A 20,450-nucleotide genomic window follows, 5' to 3' on the forward strand; every position below is an offset into this window, starting at 1 on the left:
GCACCCTTTCGATATCCTGCTCATACTTCGGGCGATGCCCCGCGGGAGGGACGATGCGTTACGAAAGAGACATGCGCGGCTACGGAGCCAATCCGCCGGATCCGAAATGGCCTGGCGGAGCGCATGTCGCGGTGCAGTTCGTCGTCAACTACGAAGAGGGCGGCGAAAACTGCGTGCTGCACGGCGACAAGGCCTCGGAAGCCTTCCTGTCGGAAATCGTCGGCGCCGCGGCCTGGGTGGGCCAGCGCCACTGGAACATGGAATCGATCTACGAATACGGGGCGCGGGCCGGTTTCTGGCGGCTGCTGCGCCTGTTCAGCGAGAGCCAGGTGCCGGTGACCTGCTACGGCGTCACCACCGCGTTGGCACGCTCGCCCGACCAGGTGACGGCCATGCAGGAGGCCGGCTGGGAAATCGCCTCGCATGGGCTGAGATGGATCGACTACCGCGACCACAGCGCCGAGGACGAACGCCGCGACCTCAAAGCCGCGATCAAGCTGCATTACGAGGTCACGGGCCAGCGCCCGACCGGCTGGTATACGGGCCGCACCTCGGTCAACACGGTACGGCTGGTCGCCGAGGAAGGCGGCTTCGACTACGTCTCCGACACCTATGACGACGAGCTGCCCTACTGGTACGAGCATGCGGGCGGCACGCAGCTCATCATCCCCTACACGCTCGACGCCAACGATATGCGCTTCGCCACGCCGCAAGGCTTCAACTCGGGTGACCAGTTCTTCGCCTACCTCAAGGACAGCTTCGACACGCTCTATGCCGAGGGCAAGGCGGGCCGGCCGCGCATGATGAACATCGGCCTGCATTGCCGGCTCGTCGGGCGGCCAGGCCGGGTGGCGGCGCTGAAGCGCTTCGTCGACTATGTGAAGTCGCACGACAAGGTCTGGCTGGCGCGGCGCATCGACATCGCCAGGCACTGGCAGGAAAAACATCCCTACAAGCCGGCGGCGCTGCGCCCGTCGAAAATGGAATTCGAGACATTCGTTCACAGCTTCGGCGGCGTGTTCGAGCATTCGCCCTGGATCGCGGAGCGGGCCTACGAACTGGAACTAGGCCCAGCGCATGACACGGCCGGCGGCCTGCACAATGCGCTCTGCCGCGTCTTCCGTTCCGCCAACGAGACCGAGCGGCTCGGCGTGCTCAACGCCCATCCCGACCTTGCCGGCAAATTGGCCAAGGCCAGGCGGTTGACCGCGGAATCGACCCGGGAACAGGCCTCCGCCGGTCTCGACGCGCTGACCGACAAGGAACGCGAATTGTTCTCCAAACTCAACGCCGCCTACGTCACCACCTTCGGCTTCCCCTTCATCATCGCGGTGAAGGGCAAGACCAAGGAGGAAATCCTGGCGGAATTCGAAGCCCGCATCGGCAACAGCCGGGGCGTGGAATTCGAGACCGCCTGCAAACAGGTCGAGCGCATCGCGCTGCTCCGCCTCCGGGACATGCTACCGCAATAGGTTTGAACCCATGGATACGATCAGGATGCCCGAGCGAACCTATTACGCTCCACATGGCGGCCATTCCGGCCAGAACGAGCTTTTGACCGGCCGCGCCGTCTTCACCGAGGCCTATGCCGTCATCCCCAAGGGGGTGATGCAGGACATCGTCACCAGCGCCTTGCCGTTCTGGGACGAGACCCGCGTCTGGATCCTGTCGCGTCCGCTGTCCGGCTTTGCCGAGACGTTTTCGCAGTACATTGTCGAGGTCGCACCCGGCGGCGGCAGCGAGCGGCCGGAACCCGATGCCGGCGCCGAGGGCGCCCTGTTCGTGGTCGAGGGCGAGTTGACGGTCCTGCTTGCCGGGAAGAAGCATATGTTGCGGCCCGGCGGCTTTGCCTTCCTGCCGCCGGCCAGCGGTTGGACCGTTCGCAATGAAAGCAAGGCGGCTGTTCGTTTCCACTGGATTCGCAAGGCCTATGAAGCCGTCGACGGCATCGAAGCGCCGGAAGCCTTCTTCACCAACGAACAGGAGATCGCACCGACGCCGATGCCCGGCACCGAGGGCCGCTGGGCGACGACGCGGTTCGTCGATCCGGCCGACATGCGCCACGACATGCATATGACCATCGTGACGCTCGAGCCCGGCGCCGTCATTCCGTTCGCCGAGACGCATGTGATGGAGCACGGGCTCTATGTGCTCGAAGGCAAGGCGGTCTACCGCCTGAACCAGGACTGGGTCGAGGTCGAGGCCGGCGACTATATGTGGCTGCGCGCCTTCTGCCCGCAGGCCTGCTATGCCGGCGGCCCGGGGAAATTCCGCTATCTGCTCTACAAAGACGTCAACCGGCACGCCAAGCTGGGCGGTGCCGATATTGGCGGTCGCACGCGGTGACCCGCATCGTCGCGCGGCCGCTGACGCGCGAGGCGTTTGCCGGTTTCGGGGACGTCATCGACATGGGCGGCGACAACCATTACCCGATCAATGGCGGCAAGGCCGAGCGCTACCACGATCTTGCCACCGCCGAGGCGACGGGACCGAACGCGCGCGTGCTGATCTCGATGGTGCGCGGCACGCCTTACGAACTGCCGCTGAAGCTGACCATGGTCGAGCGGCATCCGTTCGGCAGCCAGGCCTTCATACCGCTGTCGCCGCGCCCGTTCCTAGTCGTCGTCTGCCATGACGGCAAGGAGGGGCCGGGCGAACCGCACGCCTTCATCACCGCGCCCGGACAAGGCATCAACTATTCCCGCAATCTCTGGCATGGCGTGCTGACGCCGCTTGGCGAAGCTCAGGACTTCCTGATCGTCGACCGTGGCGGCGACGGCTCCAATCTCGAAGAATTCCATTTCTCGCACGCCTACGAGATCCATCTTCCCTAGTTTTTCGCGCATGTCGTTACCCCAGAACCGGGGCACTTTTGGGCGACATGCAGCAGGAGAGCCGTCATGACCGACATTTCGCTGATCGACCGCCTGCTCGACGTCATCGAGCATGACATCGTGCCGAAGACGGAGAAAGGCGTTGCCCACGGCAACAAGCTGTTCGGCGCGGCGATCCTGAGGAAGGACGATCGTTCGCTGGTGCTGGCCGAGACCAACAACGAGATCGAAAACCCGCTCTGGCATGGCGAGGTGCATTGCCTGAAGCGTTTTTACGAGATGCCCAGGGCGGAGCGTGTCGACACTGGCGACGCCATCTTCCTCGCCACGCACGAACCATGCTCGCTCTGCCTGTCGGCAATCACCTGGACCGGCTTCGACAATTTCTACTATCTGTTCAGCCACGAGGATTCGCGCGACAGCTTTGCCATCCCGCACGATCTGAAAATCCTGAAAGAGGTCTTCACCCTCGATCCCGGCGGTTACAATGCCGAGAACGCCTATTGGAAGAGTTTCTCCATACGCAGGCTGGTGCGGGCGCTGCCCGAGACCGAGCGCCAACGGCTGGAAGCGCGTATCGGCAAGATCTCGGCGCGCTACGACGATTTGTCAGGCGCCTACCAGGCGAACAAGAACGAGAACGACATTCCGCTGAATTGAGAGGGATCGCCTAGCTTACCTTCGCGTTTTTCAATACCTCATTTATCTTGGCCTGCCAGCCCTTGCCAGTCGCCTTGAATTTTCTGACGACGTCCTGATCCAGACGGATGGACACAACTTGCTTGGGCTTTTCCACAGGAGGCCGGCCACGAGCGCGCCTTATGCTTTCGAAAAGTTCCGGAAACGCTTCCGCGAAAGGCTTGGCTCGCGCCAATTGCTCGTCAGTCGCCTCCGCGTCGTCGGAATCAGCAGCGATTTGCCTTTGGATTTCCGCTTCCTCCTCATCGGTAAGCGGCCGAATACGTGACTTAGGGTTGTTCATATACTGACCTTTCCTTTCGGCTAGCACGTCGCATCGAGATCACCGAAATCGCTTCGGAACCAAGCGGCTTAAAAATAACGGCGAGAATGATCTCTCCGAATTCGCCAATCGCCTTGAGCCGGCCGGCCTTGGCCGGGAGGACGGTTGAAGTCGCAAAAAACTCGATATCGAGTTTGGCAAAATCGAGACCCCGGTTTTTGAGGTTCGTTACGCGCTTCGGCTCATCCCAAACGATTTTCAGGCGTAATTATCCTCAGTATGTCGAACTGGAGTGAATAAAAGTAATACATAAATTCTCGGGATAACGCAAGATAGAAGTTAAATGTTCGCGCCAACCGTCGTCCCGGCGACACAGGCCGTCGTCCGTTCGACTTCGTAATGTGCGCGCTTCATGCGTCACTGATATCCTGGAGAGCAGCCATGAAAACCGTCACCGAATTTCCCCGCAAGGTCGTCGAATTCCCGGACATGGGCATCGTCATGCCGGATGGCTGCCGGCTGTCGGCGCGGGTGTGGATGCCGGAGGATGCCGGCGACGATCCGGTGCCTGCCATTCTCGAGCACCTGCCCTACCGCAAGCGCGACGGCACCATCTTTCGCGACCAGCTGACGCATCCTTATTTTGCCGGCCACGGCTACGCCTCGATCCGCGTCGACATGCGCGGCAATGGCGATTCCGAAGGGCTGATGGACGACGAATATTCCGAGCAGGAATTGCAGGACGCCTGCGACGTCATTGCTTGGGCCGCAAGCCAACCTTGGTGCAACGGCAATGTCGGCATGATGGGTATTTCCTGGGGCGGCTTCAACTGCCTGCAGGTGGCGGCCAAACAGCCGCCGGCGCTGAAGGCGGTGATCAGCCTGTGCTCGACCGTCGACCGCTACGCCGACGATATCCATTACAAGGGCGGCTGCCTGCTGATCGAGAATTTCGGCTGGGCTTCGACGATGCTCTCCTATTCGTCACGGCCACCGGACCCGCTGATTGCAGGCGACAACCGGTGGCGCGATCTGTGGCTGACCCGGCTGAAGAACCAGTCCTTCCTTTTGCCGCTCTGGCTCAGCCACCAGCACCGCGATGCCTATTGGAAACGCGGCTCCATCTGCGAGAATTTTTCCGCGGTCAAGGCAGCGGTGCTGTCGATCGGCGGCTGGCATGACGGTTACCGCAACACGATCTCCAATCTCGTCAGCAACATCGAGGCACCGGTCAAGGGCATCGTCGGCCCATGGATCCACAAATATCCACATTATGCCGGACCTCAGCCGGCCATCGGCTTCCTGCAGGAAGCACTGCGCTGGTGGGACCACTGGCTGAAGGGCAGCGACACTGGTGTCGAGGCCGACCCGGCCTATCGCGCCTATGTGATGGACAGCGTGCGCCCGGCGCGCTGGCATCCCGAGCGGCTGGGCCGCTGGGTGGCGGAGCAGCAATGGCCGTCGCCCACCATCAAGACGCAAGCGATCGAGCTGATCTCCAAGGGCAAAAAACCTGCCATCGTCGCCTCACCACAAAGCTGCGGTCTCGCTGGCGGCGAGTACTTCCCGTTCACCTTCGGCCCGGAACTGCCAGGTGACCAGCGTCCCGACGATGCTCTGTCGGTGTGTTTCGACCAACCGGAACTCGCCGAGGCGCTCGACATTGTCGGTGCACCGGAAGTCCAAGTCACGCTCACTTCCGATCGCCCGCAAGCCAACATTGCGATCCGACTGTGCGACGTGCATCCGGACGGCGCGTCGGAACTGATCTCCTACGGCGTGCTCAACCTGACGCACCGCGACTCGCACGAATTCCCGCAAGCGCTGGCGCCGGGCGAGGCCATCTCGGCGCGCGTCGTGCTCGATCAGTGCGCCTACCGCGTTCCGGCCGGCCACCGCCTGCGCGTTGCCGTTTCGAACGCCTATTGGCCAATGATCTGGCCCTCGCCGGAGCCGGTTCAACTCACCTTGTCGGCAGCGACACTGGCCCTTCCCTTGCGCCCGCTGGCCACGGGCAGCGAGGTGACATTCGCCGAGCCGGAAGGCGCCGCGCCCTGGGCCACCCAGACGGTCCGGCCAGCGAATTCCGAACGTCATGTCGATCGCGACGAAAAGACCGGAATCGTCACGCTATCCATAGCGGACGACTTCGGCGAGGTGCGCGATCTTGCCCATGGCCTGGCCAATGGCAGCATCGCCCGCGAGACCTGGGCGATCCATCCCGACGATCCGCTGTCCGCATCGGGGAAAACCCATTGGACGCAGACGTTGTCGCGAAACGGATGGTCGGTGCGTACCGAGACATGGGCGGAGATGCGATCGGACGCGCAAAACTTCGTCGTTAGCGCCAGAATCGAAGCTTACGAAGGCGATATCCTCGTCTTCGAACGCAATTTCGAGGAAAAAATTCCGCGCGCGCTGGTCTGATGACTGAACCCGTTGGTCCAAATGCGACATACGATTTACGCCACGGCATGTCGCATTCGGTCTTGCTTACCGCTTTGCCTTGCCGTCATTATTCCCCTCACAAGAAACAAGAAAATCGACCACAGAGTCGAACCAACAGAGTGAGGAACTCAAAATGTCAAAAGAACTCGAATTCCTTAGCCGGCGTGTTGCAGCGGGCAAGCTGAGCCGTCGTGATTTTCTCGGCCGGGCGGCAGCGCTCGGCATCGCAGCACCCTTCGCCAACTCGCTGCTTTCAAGCGCGGCGCGGGCGGCCGGTCCGGTCAAGGGCGGCACGTTGAAGGCCGGTCTGGTCGGCGGTGAATCCACCAACAGTCTCGATCCGGCCCTGTTCATGACCCAGGTGCCGTTCGCCTTCGGCAAGTGCTGGGGCGAAATGATCGTCGAGTTGTCCCCCGACGGCAAGCTCGAGAACCGCATCGCCGAGGAGATCGGCTCGTCCAAGGACGCCAAGGTGTGGACGCTGAAGATCCGCGACGGCGTCGAATTCCACAACGGCAAGAAGGTGACCGCCGAGGACGTGGCCGCGACGCTCGAGCGCCATTCCGACGAGAAATCGAAATCCGGTGCGCTCGGCTACATGAAGGGCATCGAGACCATCAAGGCCAATGGCAAGGAAGTGGTGCTGACGCTGAAGGAAGCCAATGCCGACCTTCCCTACCTGCTCAGCGACTATCACCTGATCGTCCAGCCCAATGGCGGCAAGGACAAGGCCGACGCCGGCATCTCGGCCGGCCCCTATAAGGTCACCACCAACGAGCCCGGCGTGCACCATGGCGGCGAGCGCTTCGCCAATTACTGGCAGGGCGACAAGATGGGCCATGCCGACCAGATCGAGATCATCGTCATCAACGATGCGACGGCGCGCACGGCGGCCCTGCAGGGCGGCCAGGTCAACATGATCAACCGCGTCGAGCCGAAGATCGTCGACCTGATCAAGCGCGTGCCGGGCGTGACCATCCGCAACCACGCCGGCCCGGGCCATTACGTCTTCATCATGCATTGCAACACGGCGCCGTTCGACAACAATGACCTGCGCATGGCGCTGAAGCTCGCCATCGACCGCGAAGAGATGCTGACCAAGGTGCTGCGCGGCTACGGTTCGCTCGGCAACGACTTCCCGATCAACTCCGCCTACCCGCTGTTCACCGAGATCGAACAGCGCAAGTACGATCCGGACAAGGCGAAGTTCCACTACAAGAAGTCGGGCCATGACGGCACCGTGCTTTTGAGGACCTCCGACGTCGCCTTCCCGGGCGCGGTCGATGCCTCGCAGCTCTTCCAGCAGAGCGCCGCCAAGGCCGGCATCAAGATCGAGCTCAAGCGCGAGCCCGGCGACGGCTATTGGAACGAGGTCTGGAACAAGCAGCCCTTCTGCGCTTCCTACTGGGGCGGGCGCTCGACGCAGGACCAGATGTATTCGACCGCCTATCTGTCGACCGCCGACTGGAACGACACGCGTTTCAAGCGCCCGGATTTCGACAAGATGGTGCTGGCGGCACGCGCCGAGCTCGACGAGGCCAAGCGCAAGGCGATGTACCACGACATGGCTGTCCTGGTGCGCGACGAAGGCGGCCTGATCCTGCCGATGTTCAACCAGTTCATCGACGCTACCGGTGCCAAGGTCGATGGCTGGGTCGACGATCCGCATCAGGAACTGATGAACGGCTACGCCTTGGCGAAGTGCTGGCTGCAGGCCTGAGTCCGGCTTTGCGGATATGTCTTCACCCATCCTGAAACTGATTGCCCAGCGCATTGCGCTGGGCATCCTCCTTTTGTTGGCCATTTCGGTCCTGATCTTCGCCGGCACCCAGATTCTGCCCGGCGACGTCGCGCAAGCCATTCTCGGACAATCGGCGACACCGGAGTCGCTCGCCAATTTGCGTGAGCAGCTCGGGCTGAACGACCCGGCCTATGTCAGGTATTTCCACTGGCTCGGCGGCGTGCTGACCGGCGATCTGGGCACCGCCATGTCGAGCGGCCAGGATATTGCGACCTCGATCAAGGGCCGGCTGTGGAACACGCTGTTCCTCGCCTTCTGGGCGGCGGTCGTCGCGGTGCCGCTGGCGATCATCCTCGGCCTGATCGCGGTGCGCTACCGCAATGGCTGGGTCGACAAGCTGATCTCCGGACTGGCGCTGGCGTCGACCTCCTTCCCCGAGTTCTTCATCGGCTATCTCCTGGTCTATTTCTTCGCCGTGAAATGGCAGATCTTCCCCGCCATCTCGACCGTCTATGACGGCATGCCCTTTGGCGAACGCATGCAGGCCATCGCGCTGCCGGCAACGGCACTGACGCTGGTCGTGCTCGCCCACATGATGCGCATGACGCGCGCGGCGATCCTCAACGTCATGCAGTCGGCCTATGTCGAGACCGCGGAGCTCAAGGGGCTTTCAGCCTTCGCGGTCATCCGCAGACACGCCTTTCCGAACGCCATCGCGCCGATCATCAACGTCGTCATGCTCAACCTCGCCTATCTCATCGTCGGCGTCGTCGTGGTCGAGGTGATCTTCGTCTATCCCGGCATGGGGCAGTATCTGGTCGACCATGTCACCAAGCGCGACGTGCCTGTCGTGCAGGCGGTCGGCCTGATCTTCGCGGCCGTCTACATCAGCCTCAACATCATCGCGGACATAGCGGCGATCGTCGCCAATCCGCGTCTTAGACATCCAAAGTGAGGGGCGGGCATGCTTGACATAAGACGCATCCCCATTCCCGCCCTGATCGGCCTGGTGCTGACCGCGCTGTTCGTGCTGGCGGCGATCTTCGCACCGTGGATTTCGCCGCACGACAATGCCGAGATCGTCGGCGACGTATGGGAACCGATGTCGGCGGCGCACTTTCTGGGTACCGACAATCTCGGCCGCGATCTGTTGTCACGCATGATCTACGGCGCCCGCATCACGCTGTTCATCGCCGTGCTTGCCACCGCGCTGTCCTTCTCGCTCGGCGCCATTCTCGGTTTCTCGGCGGCGGTGTTCGGCGGCTGGTTCGACACCATCCTGTCGCGCCTCGTCGATCTCCTGATGTCGATCCCGACGCTGATCATGGGCCTGGTCGTGCTTTCGGTGCTGCCGACGAACCTGGTGACGCTGATCCTGGTCATGGGCATTCTTGATTCGACCCGCGTCTACCGCCTGTCGCGTGCGGTCGCCGTCGACATCAACGTCATGGATTATGTCGAAGCCGCCAAGCTGCGCGGCGAAGGCAGCGCCTGGATCATCTTCCGCGAGATCCTGCCCAACGCGCTGTCGCCGCTGGTCTCGGAACTCGGCTTGCGCTTCATCTATGCCGTGCTGTTCCTGTCGACCTTGTCTTTTCTCGGCCTTGGCGTGCAGCCGCCGGACGCCGACTGGGGCGGCATGGTCAAGGAGAACAAGGACGGCATCGTCTTCGGTATCGCCGCAGCGCTCATCCCGGCAGGCGCGATCGCGGCGCTTGCCATCTCGGTCAACCTTGTCGCCGACTGGATCCTCAACCGCACGACAAGCCTGAAGGGAGGACGCGGGTGATGGCAGATACCAAAGCGAAGCCCGGACAGGCAAAACCAGGCGTGCTGCTCGATATCCGCAATTTGCGCATCGAGGCGACGGTGTACCCGCCGGGGGAAGCGCCAAAGAATATCGTGCTGGTGCACGATGTCTCGCTGACCCTGGAAAAGGGTAAGGTGCTTGGCCTTATCGGCGAATCCGGCGCCGGCAAGTCGACCATCGGCCTGTCGTCCATGGGCTACGGCCGTGGCGGCGTGCGCATCACCGGCGGCGAGGTTTTGCTCAACGGCCGCGATATCCTGAAGGGCGGCAAGGAAGGCTTCCGCAAATTGCGCGGCCGCGAGGTCTGCTATGTCGCGCAGTCGGCGGCGGCCGCCTTCAACCCGGCGCACCGGCTGATGGACCAGGTGGTGGAAGCCACCTTGCTGCATGGCACCGCGACACGGGCCGAGGCCGAGAAGCGGGCCATAGCACTCTTCAAGAAGCTCAGCCTGCCCAATCCCGAAACCATCGGCGAGCGCTTCCCGCACCAGGTCTCGGGCGGCCAGCTGCAGCGTGTGATGACGGCGATGGCGCTCTGTTCCGAGCCCGACCTGATCGTCTTCGATGAGCCGACGACGGCGCTCGACGTGACGACGCAGATCGACGTTCTGGCGGCAATCAAGGACGCCATCCGCGACACCCATGTGGCGGCACTCTACATCACCCACGACCTTGCCGTCGTCGCCCAGGTCTCCGACGAGATCATGGTGCTGCGCCACGGCCGGCTGGTCGAATGGGGCGGCACGCGCCAGATCATCAAGGAGCCGCGCCAGGAATACACCAACGCGCTGGTCTCGGTGCATGAGATCGAGCACGCCGAGCAGAAGCCCGGCACGACACCGTTCCTGTCGGTCAAGAACGTCACCGCCGCCTATGCGGGCGGCCACGTCAAGGTGTTGAAGAACGTCTCGGTCGATATCTACCCGGGTCAGACGCTGGCCGTCGTCGGCGAGTCCGGCTCCGGCAAGTCGACCCTGGCGCGGGCCATCACCGGCCTCTTGCCGCCGGAACAGGGAACGGTGACCTTCGACGGGCGGCCGCTGGCCAACCGGCTCGCCGACCGGCCGAAGGAGGATCTGCGCCAGTTGCAGATGATCTACCAGATGGCCGACGTGGCGATGAATCCGCGCCAGACCGTCGGCACCATCATCGGCCGGCCGCTGGAGTTCTACTTCGGCATGCGCGGCAGGCAGCGCGACGCCCGCGTGACCGAACTGCTCGACAAGATCGAGATGGGCAAGGGTTTTGCCGACCGCTACCCGGCCGAGCTTTCCGGCGGCCAGAAGCAGCGCGTCTGCATCGCCCGCTCGCTCGCAGCCAAGCCCAAGCTGATCATCTGCGACGAGGTGACCTCGGCGCTCGACCCGCTGGTGGCCAACGGCATCCTCAAGCTTTTGCTCGAACTGCAAAAGGAGGAGAACGTCGCCTACCTGTTCATCACCCATGACCTCGCGACGGTAAAGTCGATCGCCGATTCGATCGCGGTGATGTATCGCGGCGAAGTGGTGCGCTACGGCTCGAAGAGTACGGTGCTGACGCCGCCCTTTGATGCCTATACCGACCTTTTGCTGTCATCGGTTCCCGAGATGGAGATCGGCTGGCTGGAAAAGGCGATCAAGGGACGGCGCATGGCCAGCGCCGGGAACTAGCGGCCTACGACTGCCGTCATCCTCTTGCGACAAGACTGCATGGAGCCGCCCATGGCGCTCAAATCCAAGCTTCTGCTGATCGTCCTCGATGGCGTTCCCTACCGCAACTGGCGCCGGCTGATGGGCAATCTTGAGGGTTGGGTGCAATCGGGCGAGGCACGCGTCTGGAAGATGCGTTCCGTGCTGCCGTCGACCTCGGCCTGCTGCTATGCCTCGATCCACACTGGCGTGTCGCCGCAGGTGCATGGCATCCTCTCCAACGAGAACCGGTTCCGCGTCGGGCAGCCCGATATCTTCTCCGAGGTCAGCAAGGCCGGCGGCAAGACCGGTGCGGTCACCCACTCCTACTGGTCGGAGTTCTTCCGGTCCTATCCGTTCGACCTGGTCGAGGACATGGAGTTCGACGAGCCAGGCGGGCCGATCACGCATGGCCGGTTCCACACCATGACCGGCTACAATCTGCGCAACCAGATGACGCCGAGCGATGTCGATCTGTTCGCGACGCTGACCATGTTGACCAAGCGCCACGGCATCGACTACGGCATCCTGCACACCTGCACGCTGGACTCGATGGGCCACCGCTTCGGCCACGACTGCCATGAGATGGACCATGCCGTCTATGCCATGGACGCCATGCTGGCGGGGTTCCTGCCGGGCTGGATCGCGGCCGGCTATGAGGTGATGGTGACCGCCGACCACGGCCAGACGGATCGCGGCCATCACGGCGGCCACGACGACGAGATGCAGGATTTCGCGCTGTATTATTTCGGGTTGGGGAAAGGGCCGGATGCGAACACGCTGCTCGACCAACTGCAGCTAGCGCCGACGGTGCTGAGCCGTCTGGGCGTGCCGGTGTCGGCGACGATGAAGGCGAAGGCGTTTTTGGGGTGATGTAGCGCAACGCCTTCCCCCTTCCCCCCTTGTGGGGGAAGGAAGAGAGCGCACCACTGGCAACCTCCCCTTTCTTCGGTTAGCCTCCGCAAATTCCTTGGCGGAGGATGAACCTTTTTGGACCGATCAGCGACAGAGCAGACAGGAGCCAGGCGGCTCGACCGGCCATGACGGCAGCGACGGACACCGATCGCGCGCTTGTCGACCGGGTCGCGAAGGGCGACCGTGCCGCCGTGCGGCTGCTGTTCATGCGTCATCACGCGCGGGTCTACCGCTTCGTGGTGCGCCAGACGGGATCGGAAATGATGGCTGACGATATCGCGAACGAGGTGTTTCTCGAACTTTGGCGCCAGGCGCCGGGCTTCGAGGGTCGCTCCGAAGTTTCGACATGGCTGCTCGGCATCGCCCGGTTCAAGGCGCTGTCGCTGCTGCGCAAGAAAAAGGAAGACTGGATCGACGACGAGGCCGCCGCCGCGGTGCCCGACAGCGCCGACACGCCCGAGGTCGTGACCATGAAGGAGGACAAGGCCGCCGCCTTGCGCCGTCTCATCGACGCCTTGCCCGAAGAGCACCGCACGGTGATCGACCTTGCCTATTACCACGGACAGTCGGTGACCGAGATCGGCGAGGTGCTCGGCATCCCGGTCGCGACCGTCAAGACCCGGATGTTCTACGCCCGCAAGAAACTCGGCGAGGCCCTCAAGGCCGCCGGTTACGACAGGGGGTGGCCATGAGCGCCGCTGAAAAGATGTCGCGCCGCGACGAAATGGAAACGCTGCTGCCGTTCTACCTGAACGGCTCGCTGGAAGGCTCGGACCTTGAAGCCGTCGAGGAATGGCTGGCCAGCGATCCCTCGGCACTGGCCGCCCTTGGCGAGGCCGAGGCCGAATTCTCGGGCGCATCGGCGGCCAATGAGGCGATCCGCCCGCCNCCCCCCGCCGGCCGATGCGCTCAGCCGCTTCGCAAGGGCGTTCGACGCCGAGGCAGGACCGGCGCGGGCGCCGGCAGGCTCGTCCTGGTTGGCGCAGGCCTGGGGCCGCTTCGTGGCGCTGCCCGCCGGAGTCGCTTGGGCGGCGGCCGCGGTCCTGTTGGCGCTGATCGTGGTGCAGTCGCTCGTACAGCCCGGCGGCAAGGGCGGCAATTTCGAAATTGCCAGCGCGGAAGACGACCTGGCCAAGATGCCGTTCGCGCTGGTCAAGTTCAAGCCGGACGCCAAGGTGTCCGATATTTCGGGCTTCCTCGGCGGCAACGGGCTGAAGGTGATCGGCGGACCGACCGCCGACGGCGTGTTCCGGCTCGGCATTCCCGCCGCCAATGCGACCGACTACACCAGGCAAATCGGCCTCATTGCCGCCCAGCCCTTCACCGACACCGTGATCGAAGGAAGGAAACCGGCAGATGGCGGCTGAGGCGGTCATTCGATTTGCGGCGATCCTTGCGGCGGCGATCACAATCGCCGCCGTGCCCGCGTCGGCACAGACCAACGCCGCCAATCCCGACCGGACGAAAATAGATTGCAGCAACGTGGCCAATGCGGCGGCAGCCGATTGCGCGAAGGACAATGGCGGGGAAAAGGGCGGTCCGGGTGCCGAGCAATCCGGCGCGGTCTTTCTGCCTGCTTTGATCGTCGACCTCTTCCCCAATCCTGCCGAAAGCTCGGCTCCCCTGCCGACACCCGCTCCACGCCAGGACCCGGGCACCTCACCGGCCGTTCCCGCCGATACACAGGCTGGAATCCCGACCGGCGGGCCGATCATCTCGCCGACCGATCTCATCGCGGTTCAGCCGCCGCGCGCGGTGGCCGGCGATTTCGTGCCCGACGAGGTGCTGGTGACCGTCGACGGCGATGCCGGCGCCGTGCAGCAGATCGCCGCCTCCTTCGGCCTCGAGGTGCGCTCGCAGCGCCAGTCCCGACTGCTCGGCACCACTTTGGTGCGCTTCGGCATTCCCGACGGCCGTCCGGTCGGCATCGTGCTGGCGCAGCTGGCCGCCGACGGCCGCACGCAGCGGCGCGAGCCCAACCACATCTATTCGCTGCAGCAGGCGGCCGGCATCGTCAACTATGCCTTCGAGCGCATCGCGCTCGATTCCAAACAGGCCAGCGGCGAGAATGTCCGCGTCGCGGTGATCGATACCGGCATCGACGACACCAATCCGGCGCTGGCCGGGGTGATCGCCGGGCAGTTCGACGCCATGCCCGACGTGCCGATCGAAAAGCGCGATCACGGCACCTCGGTCGATGGGCTGATCGCCGGTGTCGGTGCGCTGGAAGGCATGGCGCCGGGCGCCAGGATCTACCACGCGCGCGCCTTCGAAGGCGGCAAGTCGACCATGGACGTCATTCTCTCCGCACTCGACTGGGCAGCCGAACAGGACGTGCGCATCATCAACATGAGCTTCGTCGGGCCGAAGAACGACCTGCTCGGCGTCGCCTGCAGAAATGCTCGCGCGCTCGGCATCGTGCTGGTCGCCGCCGCCGGCAACAACGGGCCGAAGGCGCCCTATGGCTACCCGGCCGCCTTCGACGGCGTCATCGCGGTGACCGCAACCGACGCCAAGGACGGGCTGATGCCGCAGGCCAATCGCGGCGCCTATGTCTTCATCTCGGCGCCCGGCGTCGAGATGGTGGCGCCGAGCGGCGCCGGTTCGGATGTCGTCACCGGCACTTCGTTCGCCGCGGCGATCGTCAGCGGCGCCATCGCCAATCTGATCCACGCCGCGCCCGACCGCTCGGCCGACGACATCGAGAAGGCCTTGGCGGCAACGGCCAGGGATCTCGGCCCCAAGGGGCGCGACAACGATTTTGGTTACGGGCTGCTGGATATCAAGGCGGCTGGGGCGGGGAAGGAATAGGTTCCCTCAGACCTGTGACGTCGGCGGGACAGCACCCCCCTCTGTCCTGCCGGACATCTCCCCCGCAAGTGGGGAGATTACTCGCTTCGCCGCTTTCGCCAATCGTCGGCACGACCTACGCGGGCGCCCCGGCGACCGATCCCCTGATCACCAGGTCCACCGGCCAGATCTCGCCTCGCGCCCCCTCTTCCAGTCCCGATATCCGCGCCGCCAGACGCTCGGCGACGCGGGCGCCGGCGAGACGGATGGACGAGCGCGTCGTCGACAGCGGCACCGAAAAATTCTCCGGCCGCAGCCAGGGAAAGACATCGTCATGGGCGATCAGGGAGACGTCGCCCGGAATGCTCAGACCGAGGTCGCGCACCGCGCGCACGACGCCCAGCGCCATGATCAGGCTGGAGCAGACGATTGCCGTCGGCGCGTCGCTTGCTTCCAGCAGGCGCCTGGTGGCGCGATAGCCGTTCTCCTCTGTCATGACCAGAGAGCAGACATGGCGTTCGCTCAAGGCCAGCCCGCTCGCCGCGAGCGCACGACGCACGCCGCGCTCGCGATGGATGGCGAAGGTCTCGCCGTCGTCGCCATTGATCAGCGCGAGCCGCCGGTGGCCGAGCTGGACCAGCAGCCGCGCCGCCTCGTGGAAGGCGCCCTCATTGTCGATGTCGAGATAGGGATAGTCGAAATCGAAGCCTTCGCTGCGGCCATGGACGATGAAGGGAATGCCCAGCGTGTTGACCAGCGCTACCCGATTGTCCTGCGGCTTGGGAGAGGAGATATAGACGGCATCGACCTGCCGGTTGGCGACAATGCGCCGATAGGTCGTCTCCTGGTCGTCCGCGTCGGCCGGCGACAGCACGAGGTCGAGTTCGTGCGAACGCGCATAATCGCCAAGGCCGGACAGGAATTCGACGAAATGCGGATCGATGTCGACGGCGGCACCTGTCGGCAGGACATAGCCGATCATGCCCGACTTGCCGGTCGCCAGCCGCCGCGCGCTCGGATTGGGGCGGTAGCCGTGGCGCTTGGCGGCGTCCATGACGCGCCTTCGCGTTTCCTCGTTGACCTCCGGATAGCCGTTCAGCGCCCGGCTAACCGTGGTCTGCGAAAGCGCCAGCATATGCGCAAGCTGCTTGAGGTTCACGAGAGGTCTCCATCCCCAAAGCGCTTTAGATTAAATCGACCCAAGCACCATAAAGGTGTGCCCAAGGTACGGTGACCATAAGCGTGCCCGAGGTGAGTTTGAAACAAAAATTGCTGCTGCACCGCCAAAAAAGCATGCTGCAGCGCACTTCTTTGACCCTGAATGCTTCGAATTAAATCGATTAGTGCATGACCCTCTTGACTCCGGACCGATTCAATGGCGAGATCATCAAAGCCAAAGCGCTTTGGAAGACTCTTCGAAAGGTTGCGGTTCCCTTGCGACTGAGTCACAGTCCTGCGGCGTCGGCGGACGGAATGGAGGTTCCGTCCGGTGTGTTTGACCCACTGGGAGGGAATACCGATGAAGAATATGCTTTTGCTGGGTGCCGCGTTCGCCACGCTCGCCCTGAACGTGCCCGCGCATGCCGAACTGAAGTTCAAGCCAGGCGAGGACGCGCGGTTTCACTGGGCCAACTTCGACGAACTCAAGAAGGTTGACCTCAAGGGCGAGACGCTGACGATCTTTGGCCCGTGGCGCGGTGAGGACGAGACGCTTGCCCGTTCGGTACTCGATTATTTCGCGGAAGCCACTGGCGCCGAGATCAAATATTCCTCGTCCGAAAACTACGAGCAGCAGATCGTCATCGACACGCAGGCGGGCAGCCCGCCGAACATCGCGATCCTGCCGCAGCCGGGCCTGATCCAGGACCTTGCCTCCAAGGGCGTGCTGACCCCGTTGGGCGACGACGTTGCCGCATGGGTCAAGGAGAACTACGCGGCTGGCGATTCCTGGGCCAAGCTCGGCACTTTCGCAGGAAAGGACGGCAAGCCAGGATTCTATGCGCTTCCCTACAAGATCGACGTGAAGGGTCTGGTCTGGTACTCGCCCGATAATTTCGAGGAAGCCGGCTACAAGGTGCCGAAGACGCAGGAGGAACTGGCCGAGCTCGAAAAGAAGATCATTGCCGATGGCGGCAAGCCCTGGTGCATCGGGCTTGGCTCCGGCGGTGCCACCGGATGGCCGGCGACCGACTGGGTCGAGGACATCATGCTGAGGACGCAGCCGCCGGAAGTCTACGACAAGTGGGTGAAGAACGAGATTCCGTTCACCGATCCGGCGGTGGTCAACGCCATCGACATTTTCGGCAAGATCGCCACCGACGACAAGATGGTCGACGGCGGCGCCAAGGCGGTCGCCGCGACGGACTTCCGCGATAGCCCGAAGGGCCTCTTCAGCGTGCCACCGAAATGCTACATGCACCACCAGGCATCGTTCATCCCCTCCTTCTTCCCGGAGGGCGTAAAGCTCGGCCAGGATGCGGACTTCTTCAACTATCCGCCTTACGCTTCCAAGCCGGAACTGGGCACGCCGCTGGAAGTGGCCGGAACATTGGTGATGATCACCAAGGATTCCAAGGCATCCCACGAGTTCATCAAGTTCCTGGAGATGCCGCTCGCGCATGAATTGTGGATGGCGCAAAAGAGCTTCGTGACCCCGTTCAAGGGAGCCAACAAGGACGCCTATGGCAGCGACGCGCTGAAGAAGCAGGGCGAGATCCTGGTCGGCGCGACGACAGTGCGCTTCGACGGATCCGACCTGATGCCCGGCAAGATCGGCGCCGGCTCATTCTGGACCGGCATGATCGACCTGGTCGGCGGCAAGTCCGCCCAGGATGTCGCCACCGACATCCAGAAGAGCTGGGACGGGATCAAGTAGGCAACCGGCGGTGACCGCAGCCTAAAAACGCGTCGCGTCGAGACGGATTCACGCGACGCGCTTTAGGTCTTCGTTTCATGCATGTCGTCCTCCCAATGCTGGACCCGGGCTTCGGCCCGGTCCGACCGGCGGCTTCCGCCGGAAACCTTCGCGTTTCAATTGTTCCGAATGACTGAAAGTCGGTGCATCCGATCGCCAGCATTGCCTGGTCGATCATGCGCAGGGAGAGGGACCCATGGCGGCTCAGATTTTCTCGGCTATTTTCGTCATCATCATCGGCGTCGGCGGCTGCGTCGCCTATTTTTGGGGCGCCAACAGACTGGTCGACCTGATATTCCCGTCGCGCGGCGTCTCTGGCGCGGCGGCCATCGACAATCTGCGCCGGCAGGGACTGGTGCGGCCGTGGCTGTTCGTCGGTCCGGCGATGATCATCCTGACCATCTATCTGATCTATCCCGTCATCGAGACGCTACGGCTGTCGTTCCTCGATCGCGGCGGTGTCAATTTTGTCGGCCTGGCCAACTATCAGTGGGCGTTCGGCGACCGCGACTTCCGCAACTCGATCCTCAACAACGTTTTGTGGCTGGCCGTGGTGCCCGCCGCCTGCACTTTCCTCGGCCTGATCATTGCCGTGCTCACCGACAAGATCTGGTGGGGCACGATCGCCAAGAGCCTGATCTTCCTGCCGCTGGCGATCTCCTTCGTCGGCGCCAGCGTGATCTGGAAATTCATCTACGAGTATCGCGGCGAGGGCCAGGTACAGATCGGCATCCTCAATGCCATCATCCAGCATTTCGGCGGCCAACCGCAGGTCTGGATATCGCTGCCGTTCTGGAACAATTTCTTCCTGATGGTGATCCTGATCTGGATCCAGACCGGCTTTGCCATGGTCATCCTGTCGTCGGCGCTGCGCGGCATTCCCGAGGAAACGCTGGAAGCCGCCGTCATCGACGGCGCCAACCCGTTCCAGATCTTCTGGAAGATCATGGTGCCGCAGATCTGGGGCACCATCGCCGTCGTCTGGACCACGATCACCATTCTCGTGCTCAAGGTGTTCGACATCGTGCTGACCATGACCAACGGCCAGTGGAACAGCCAGGTGCTGGCCAATCTAATGTTCGACTGGATGTTCCGCGGCGGCGGCGATTTCGGCCGCGGCGCAACGATAGCCATCATCATCATGATCGCGGTCATCCCGATCATGGTCTGGAATATCCGCCAGGCCAACAAAGAGACGGGAGGACACTGAGATGGCCGTCGCGACCGGAAATTCCTTCGCCAGCCGCTTCGGCGTTCACATCGCGGTGCTGGTCTTCGTGACAATCTGGACCATTCCAACGCTCGGCATCCTGGTCTCCTCACTGCGTGACAAGGACCAGATCATCGCTTCGGGCTGGTGGAATTCGTTCGCCAGTTCCACCCAGACCGAGGCCGGCCGCCTGCCGCCCGCCTCGGCACAGGTCCAGAAGGACGGCAAGTTCGTTCTGGAAGGCAACATCTTCGGCGACGGCGCCAAGCGCGACATCAGCGCCTTCGGCGTCAAGTCGGCGGCACCGACGCAATATGCGGCCGGCACATCGGCCGATCTCGGCGACGGCGTGACCCTGCAGGTCAATGCCGACGGCAGCTTCGTCATGACCTCGCCCAAGGCTTTCGAGGGCGACCGCGGCCAGCGCCTCTATTACGCCTCGTCGGCGCCGCCGAAATTCACCACCGACAACTACCGGTCCGTGCTGTTTTCAGAAGGCATCGGCCGCTCGTTCATGAACTCGCTGACCGTCACCATCCCGGCGACGGTGATCCCGATCCTGATCGCGGCTTTCGCGGCCTATGCGCTGGCCTGGATGCGCTTTCCCGGCCGGGCGCTGCTGATCGCGGTGATCATCGGCCTCCTGGTGGTGCCGCTGCAGATGTCGCTGATCCCGCTGCTGAAACTCTACAACGGCGTCGGCTCGTTCTTCGGCGTGCCGTCGAAAACCTATCTCGGCATCTGGCTGGCGCATACCGGCTTCGGCCTGCCCTTCGCCATCTACCTCCTACGCAGCTACATAGCCGGCCTGCCGCGCGAAATCATGGAATCGGCGCGCATCGACGGCGCCAGCGATTTCGAGATCTTCGTCAAGATCGTATTGCCGCTGTCGTTCCCGGTGCTGGCCTCGTTTGCCATCTTCCAGTTCCTGTGGGTATGGAACGATCTTCTGGTGGCGATGGTTTTCCTCGGTACGGAAGCAGACCAGATCGTGCTGACGGCCAAGCTCAATGCGCTGCTTGGTTCACGCGGCGGCGATTGGGAGATCCTGACGACATCGGCATTCGTGACCATCATCGTGCCGCTGATCGTGTTCTTCTCGCTGCAGCGCTATTTCGTCCGCGGGCTGCTTGCCGGCTCGGTGAAAGGAGGCTGAGACC

18 protein-coding genes and 1 pseudogene are annotated in these 20,450 nt (G+C 63.2%); 16 read left to right on the forward strand and 3 right to left on the reverse strand.

The window, feature by feature from the left end; genetic code table 11:
- The first annotated feature begins 53 nt into the window (after positions 1–53).
- The 4 genes from puuE (at position 54) to X743_RS156445 (ending at position 3,494) form a co-directional block, all read left to right on the forward strand.
- Complete coding sequence (puuE, locus tag X743_RS156460; protein WP_023765579.1) at positions 54–1,472, forward strand: allantoinase PuuE; 1,419 nt, start codon at positions 54–56, stop codon at positions 1,470–1,472.
- Between the two features lie 10 nt (positions 1,473–1,482).
- The gene (locus tag X743_RS156455; protein ID WP_023765580.1) at positions 1,483–2,346 is read left to right on the forward strand and encodes a bifunctional allantoicase/(S)-ureidoglycine aminohydrolase; all 864 of its coding nucleotides are present in this window, start codon (positions 1,483–1,485) and stop codon (positions 2,344–2,346) included.
- On the forward strand, positions 2,343–2,834 hold the full coding sequence (locus X743_RS156450) for an ureidoglycolate lyase (protein ID WP_023765581.1): 492 nt from the start codon (positions 2,343–2,345) through the stop codon (positions 2,832–2,834). Before X743_RS156455 ends, X743_RS156450 begins: the two co-directional genes overlap by 4 nt.
- Positions 2,835–2,900: 66 nt before the next feature.
- Complete coding sequence (locus tag X743_RS156445; RefSeq protein WP_023765582.1) at positions 2,901–3,494, forward strand: nucleoside deaminase; 594 nt, start codon at positions 2,901–2,903, stop codon at positions 3,492–3,494.
- 10 nt (positions 3,495–3,504) lie between these two features.
- Here X743_RS156445 and X743_RS156440 read toward each other — a convergent pair whose 3' ends face one another.
- Positions 3,505–3,816 carry a BrnA antitoxin family protein gene (locus X743_RS156440; protein ID WP_013891602.1) on the reverse strand — a complete coding sequence of 104 codons (312 nt, stop codon included), beginning with the start codon at positions 3,814–3,816 and terminating at the stop codon, positions 3,505–3,507.
- Positions 3,803–4,057 (reverse strand): BrnT family toxin, encoded by a 255-nt coding sequence (locus X743_RS1000000170570; protein WP_013891603.1) that lies wholly within the window; start codon positions 4,055–4,057, stop codon positions 3,803–3,805. Before X743_RS1000000170570 ends, X743_RS156440 begins: the two co-directional genes overlap by 14 nt.
- Before the next feature lie 179 nt (positions 4,058–4,236).
- On the opposite strand from X743_RS1000000170570, the gene X743_RS156435 reads away from it, so the two are divergent.
- The 9 genes and pseudogenes from X743_RS156435 to X743_RS156400 all read left to right on the forward strand — a co-directional run bounded on the left by X743_RS156435 (position 4,237) and on the right by X743_RS156400 (position 15,187).
- The gene (locus tag X743_RS156435) at positions 4,237–6,222 is read left to right on the forward strand and encodes a CocE/NonD family hydrolase (RefSeq protein ID WP_023765583.1); all 1,986 of its coding nucleotides are present in this window, start codon (positions 4,237–4,239) and stop codon (positions 6,220–6,222) included.
- A 154-nt stretch (positions 6,223–6,376) separates the two neighbouring features.
- The gene (locus X743_RS156430; protein WP_023765584.1) at positions 6,377–7,963 is read left to right on the forward strand and encodes an ABC transporter substrate-binding protein; all 1,587 of its coding nucleotides are present in this window, start codon (positions 6,377–6,379) and stop codon (positions 7,961–7,963) included.
- Positions 7,964–7,979: 16 nt separating this feature from the next.
- Entirely contained in the window at positions 7,980–8,939 is a 960-nt protein-coding gene (locus X743_RS156425; RefSeq protein WP_023765585.1) for an ABC transporter permease, read from the forward strand.
- Between the two features lie 9 nt (positions 8,940–8,948).
- Positions 8,949–9,773 carry an ABC transporter permease gene (locus X743_RS156420; protein WP_023765586.1) on the forward strand — a complete coding sequence of 275 codons (825 nt, stop codon included), beginning with the start codon at positions 8,949–8,951 and terminating at the stop codon, positions 9,771–9,773.
- A complete protein-coding gene (locus X743_RS156415; protein ID WP_023765587.1) occupies positions 9,773–11,443 on the forward strand; it encodes an ABC transporter ATP-binding protein in 1,671 nt (556 codons plus the stop codon). Before X743_RS156420 ends, X743_RS156415 begins: the two co-directional genes overlap by 1 nt.
- Positions 11,444–11,494: 51 nt before the next feature.
- The gene (locus X743_RS156410; RefSeq protein WP_023765588.1) at positions 11,495–12,334 is read left to right on the forward strand and encodes an alkaline phosphatase family protein; all 840 of its coding nucleotides are present in this window, start codon (positions 11,495–11,497) and stop codon (positions 12,332–12,334) included.
- A 167-nt stretch (positions 12,335–12,501) separates the two neighbouring features.
- Complete coding sequence (locus X743_RS156405; RefSeq protein WP_023765589.1) at positions 12,502–13,068, forward strand: sigma-70 family RNA polymerase sigma factor; 567 nt, start codon at positions 12,502–12,504, stop codon at positions 13,066–13,068.
- Positions 13,065–13,743: pseudogene (locus X743_RS01000000168905) on the forward strand (anti-sigma factor). The gene X743_RS156405 and the pseudogene X743_RS01000000168905 overlap by 4 nt, the downstream one beginning before the upstream one ends.
- A complete protein-coding gene (locus X743_RS156400; protein WP_023765590.1) occupies positions 13,733–15,187 on the forward strand; it encodes a S8 family serine peptidase in 1,455 nt (484 codons plus the stop codon). The pseudogene X743_RS01000000168905 and the gene X743_RS156400 overlap by 11 nt, the downstream one beginning before the upstream one ends.
- Before the next feature lie 115 nt (positions 15,188–15,302).
- Here the strand turns inward: X743_RS156400 and X743_RS156395 are convergent, their stop codons facing one another.
- Positions 15,303–16,325 carry a substrate-binding domain-containing protein gene (locus X743_RS156395; protein ID WP_023765591.1) on the reverse strand — a complete coding sequence of 341 codons (1,023 nt, stop codon included), beginning with the start codon at positions 16,323–16,325 and terminating at the stop codon, positions 15,303–15,305.
- A 360-nt stretch (positions 16,326–16,685) separates the two neighbouring features.
- Here X743_RS156395 and X743_RS156390 point away from each other — a divergent pair, with 360 nt between their 5' ends.
- From X743_RS156390 to X743_RS156380, 3 genes are all read left to right on the forward strand, one after another.
- Positions 16,686–18,041, forward strand: coding sequence for an ABC transporter substrate-binding protein (locus X743_RS156390; RefSeq protein ID WP_023765592.1), 1,356 nt, complete (start codon positions 16,686–16,688; stop codon positions 18,039–18,041).
- 235 nt (positions 18,042–18,276) lie between these two features.
- Positions 18,277–19,290 carry a sugar ABC transporter permease gene (locus X743_RS156385; RefSeq protein ID WP_013891616.1) on the forward strand — a complete coding sequence of 338 codons (1,014 nt, stop codon included), beginning with the start codon at positions 18,277–18,279 and terminating at the stop codon, positions 19,288–19,290.
- Between the two features lies 1 nt (position 19,291).
- Entirely contained in the window at positions 19,292–20,446 is a 1,155-nt protein-coding gene (locus tag X743_RS156380; RefSeq protein WP_023765593.1) for a carbohydrate ABC transporter permease, read from the forward strand.
- The last annotated feature ends 4 nt before the right edge of the window (positions 20,447–20,450 follow it).

The sequence above is a fragment of the Mesorhizobium sp. LNHC232B00 genome, assembly GCF_000502435.1.
Taxonomy (GTDB): domain Bacteria; phylum Pseudomonadota; class Alphaproteobacteria; order Rhizobiales; family Rhizobiaceae; genus Mesorhizobium; species Mesorhizobium opportunistum.

Excerpts from the sequence above, each read along its gene's own strand:
- X743_RS156420 (WP_023765586.1), top strand. The coding sequence starts at position 8,949 with ATGCTTGACATAAGACGCATCCCCATTCCCGCCCTGATCGGCCTGGTG.
- X743_RS156405 (WP_023765589.1), top strand. The coding sequence starts at position 12,502 with ATGACGGCAGCGACGGACACCGATCGCGCGCTTGTCGACCGGGTCGCG.
- X743_RS156445 (WP_023765582.1), top strand. The coding sequence starts at position 2,901 with ATGACCGACATTTCGCTGATCGACCGCCTGCTCGACGTCATCGAGCAT.
- X743_RS156410 (WP_023765588.1), top strand. The coding sequence starts at position 11,495 with ATGGCGCTCAAATCCAAGCTTCTGCTGATCGTCCTCGATGGCGTTCCC.
- X743_RS156430 (WP_023765584.1), top strand. The coding sequence starts at position 6,377 with ATGTCAAAAGAACTCGAATTCCTTAGCCGGCGTGTTGCAGCGGGCAAG.
- X743_RS156380 (WP_023765593.1), top strand. The coding sequence starts at position 19,292 with ATGGCCGTCGCGACCGGAAATTCCTTCGCCAGCCGCTTCGGCGTTCAC.
- X743_RS156415 (WP_023765587.1), top strand. The coding sequence starts at position 9,773 with ATGGCAGATACCAAAGCGAAGCCCGGACAGGCAAAACCAGGCGTGCTG.
- X743_RS156400 (WP_023765590.1), top strand. The coding sequence starts at position 13,733 with ATGGCGGCTGAGGCGGTCATTCGATTTGCGGCGATCCTTGCGGCGGCG.
- X743_RS156425 (WP_023765585.1), top strand. The coding sequence starts at position 7,980 with ATGTCTTCACCCATCCTGAAACTGATTGCCCAGCGCATTGCGCTGGGC.
- puuE (WP_023765579.1), top strand. The coding sequence starts at position 54 with ATGCGTTACGAAAGAGACATGCGCGGCTACGGAGCCAATCCGCCGGAT.
- X743_RS156390 (WP_023765592.1), top strand. The coding sequence starts at position 16,686 with ATGAAGAATATGCTTTTGCTGGGTGCCGCGTTCGCCACGCTCGCCCTG.
- X743_RS156385 (WP_013891616.1), top strand. The coding sequence starts at position 18,277 with ATGGCGGCTCAGATTTTCTCGGCTATTTTCGTCATCATCATCGGCGTC.
- X743_RS156435 (WP_023765583.1), top strand. The coding sequence starts at position 4,237 with ATGAAAACCGTCACCGAATTTCCCCGCAAGGTCGTCGAATTCCCGGAC.
- X743_RS156440 (WP_013891602.1), bottom strand. The coding sequence starts at position 3,816 with ATGAACAACCCTAAGTCACGTATTCGGCCGCTTACCGATGAGGAGGAA.
- X743_RS156455 (WP_023765580.1), top strand. The coding sequence starts at position 1,483 with ATGGATACGATCAGGATGCCCGAGCGAACCTATTACGCTCCACATGGC.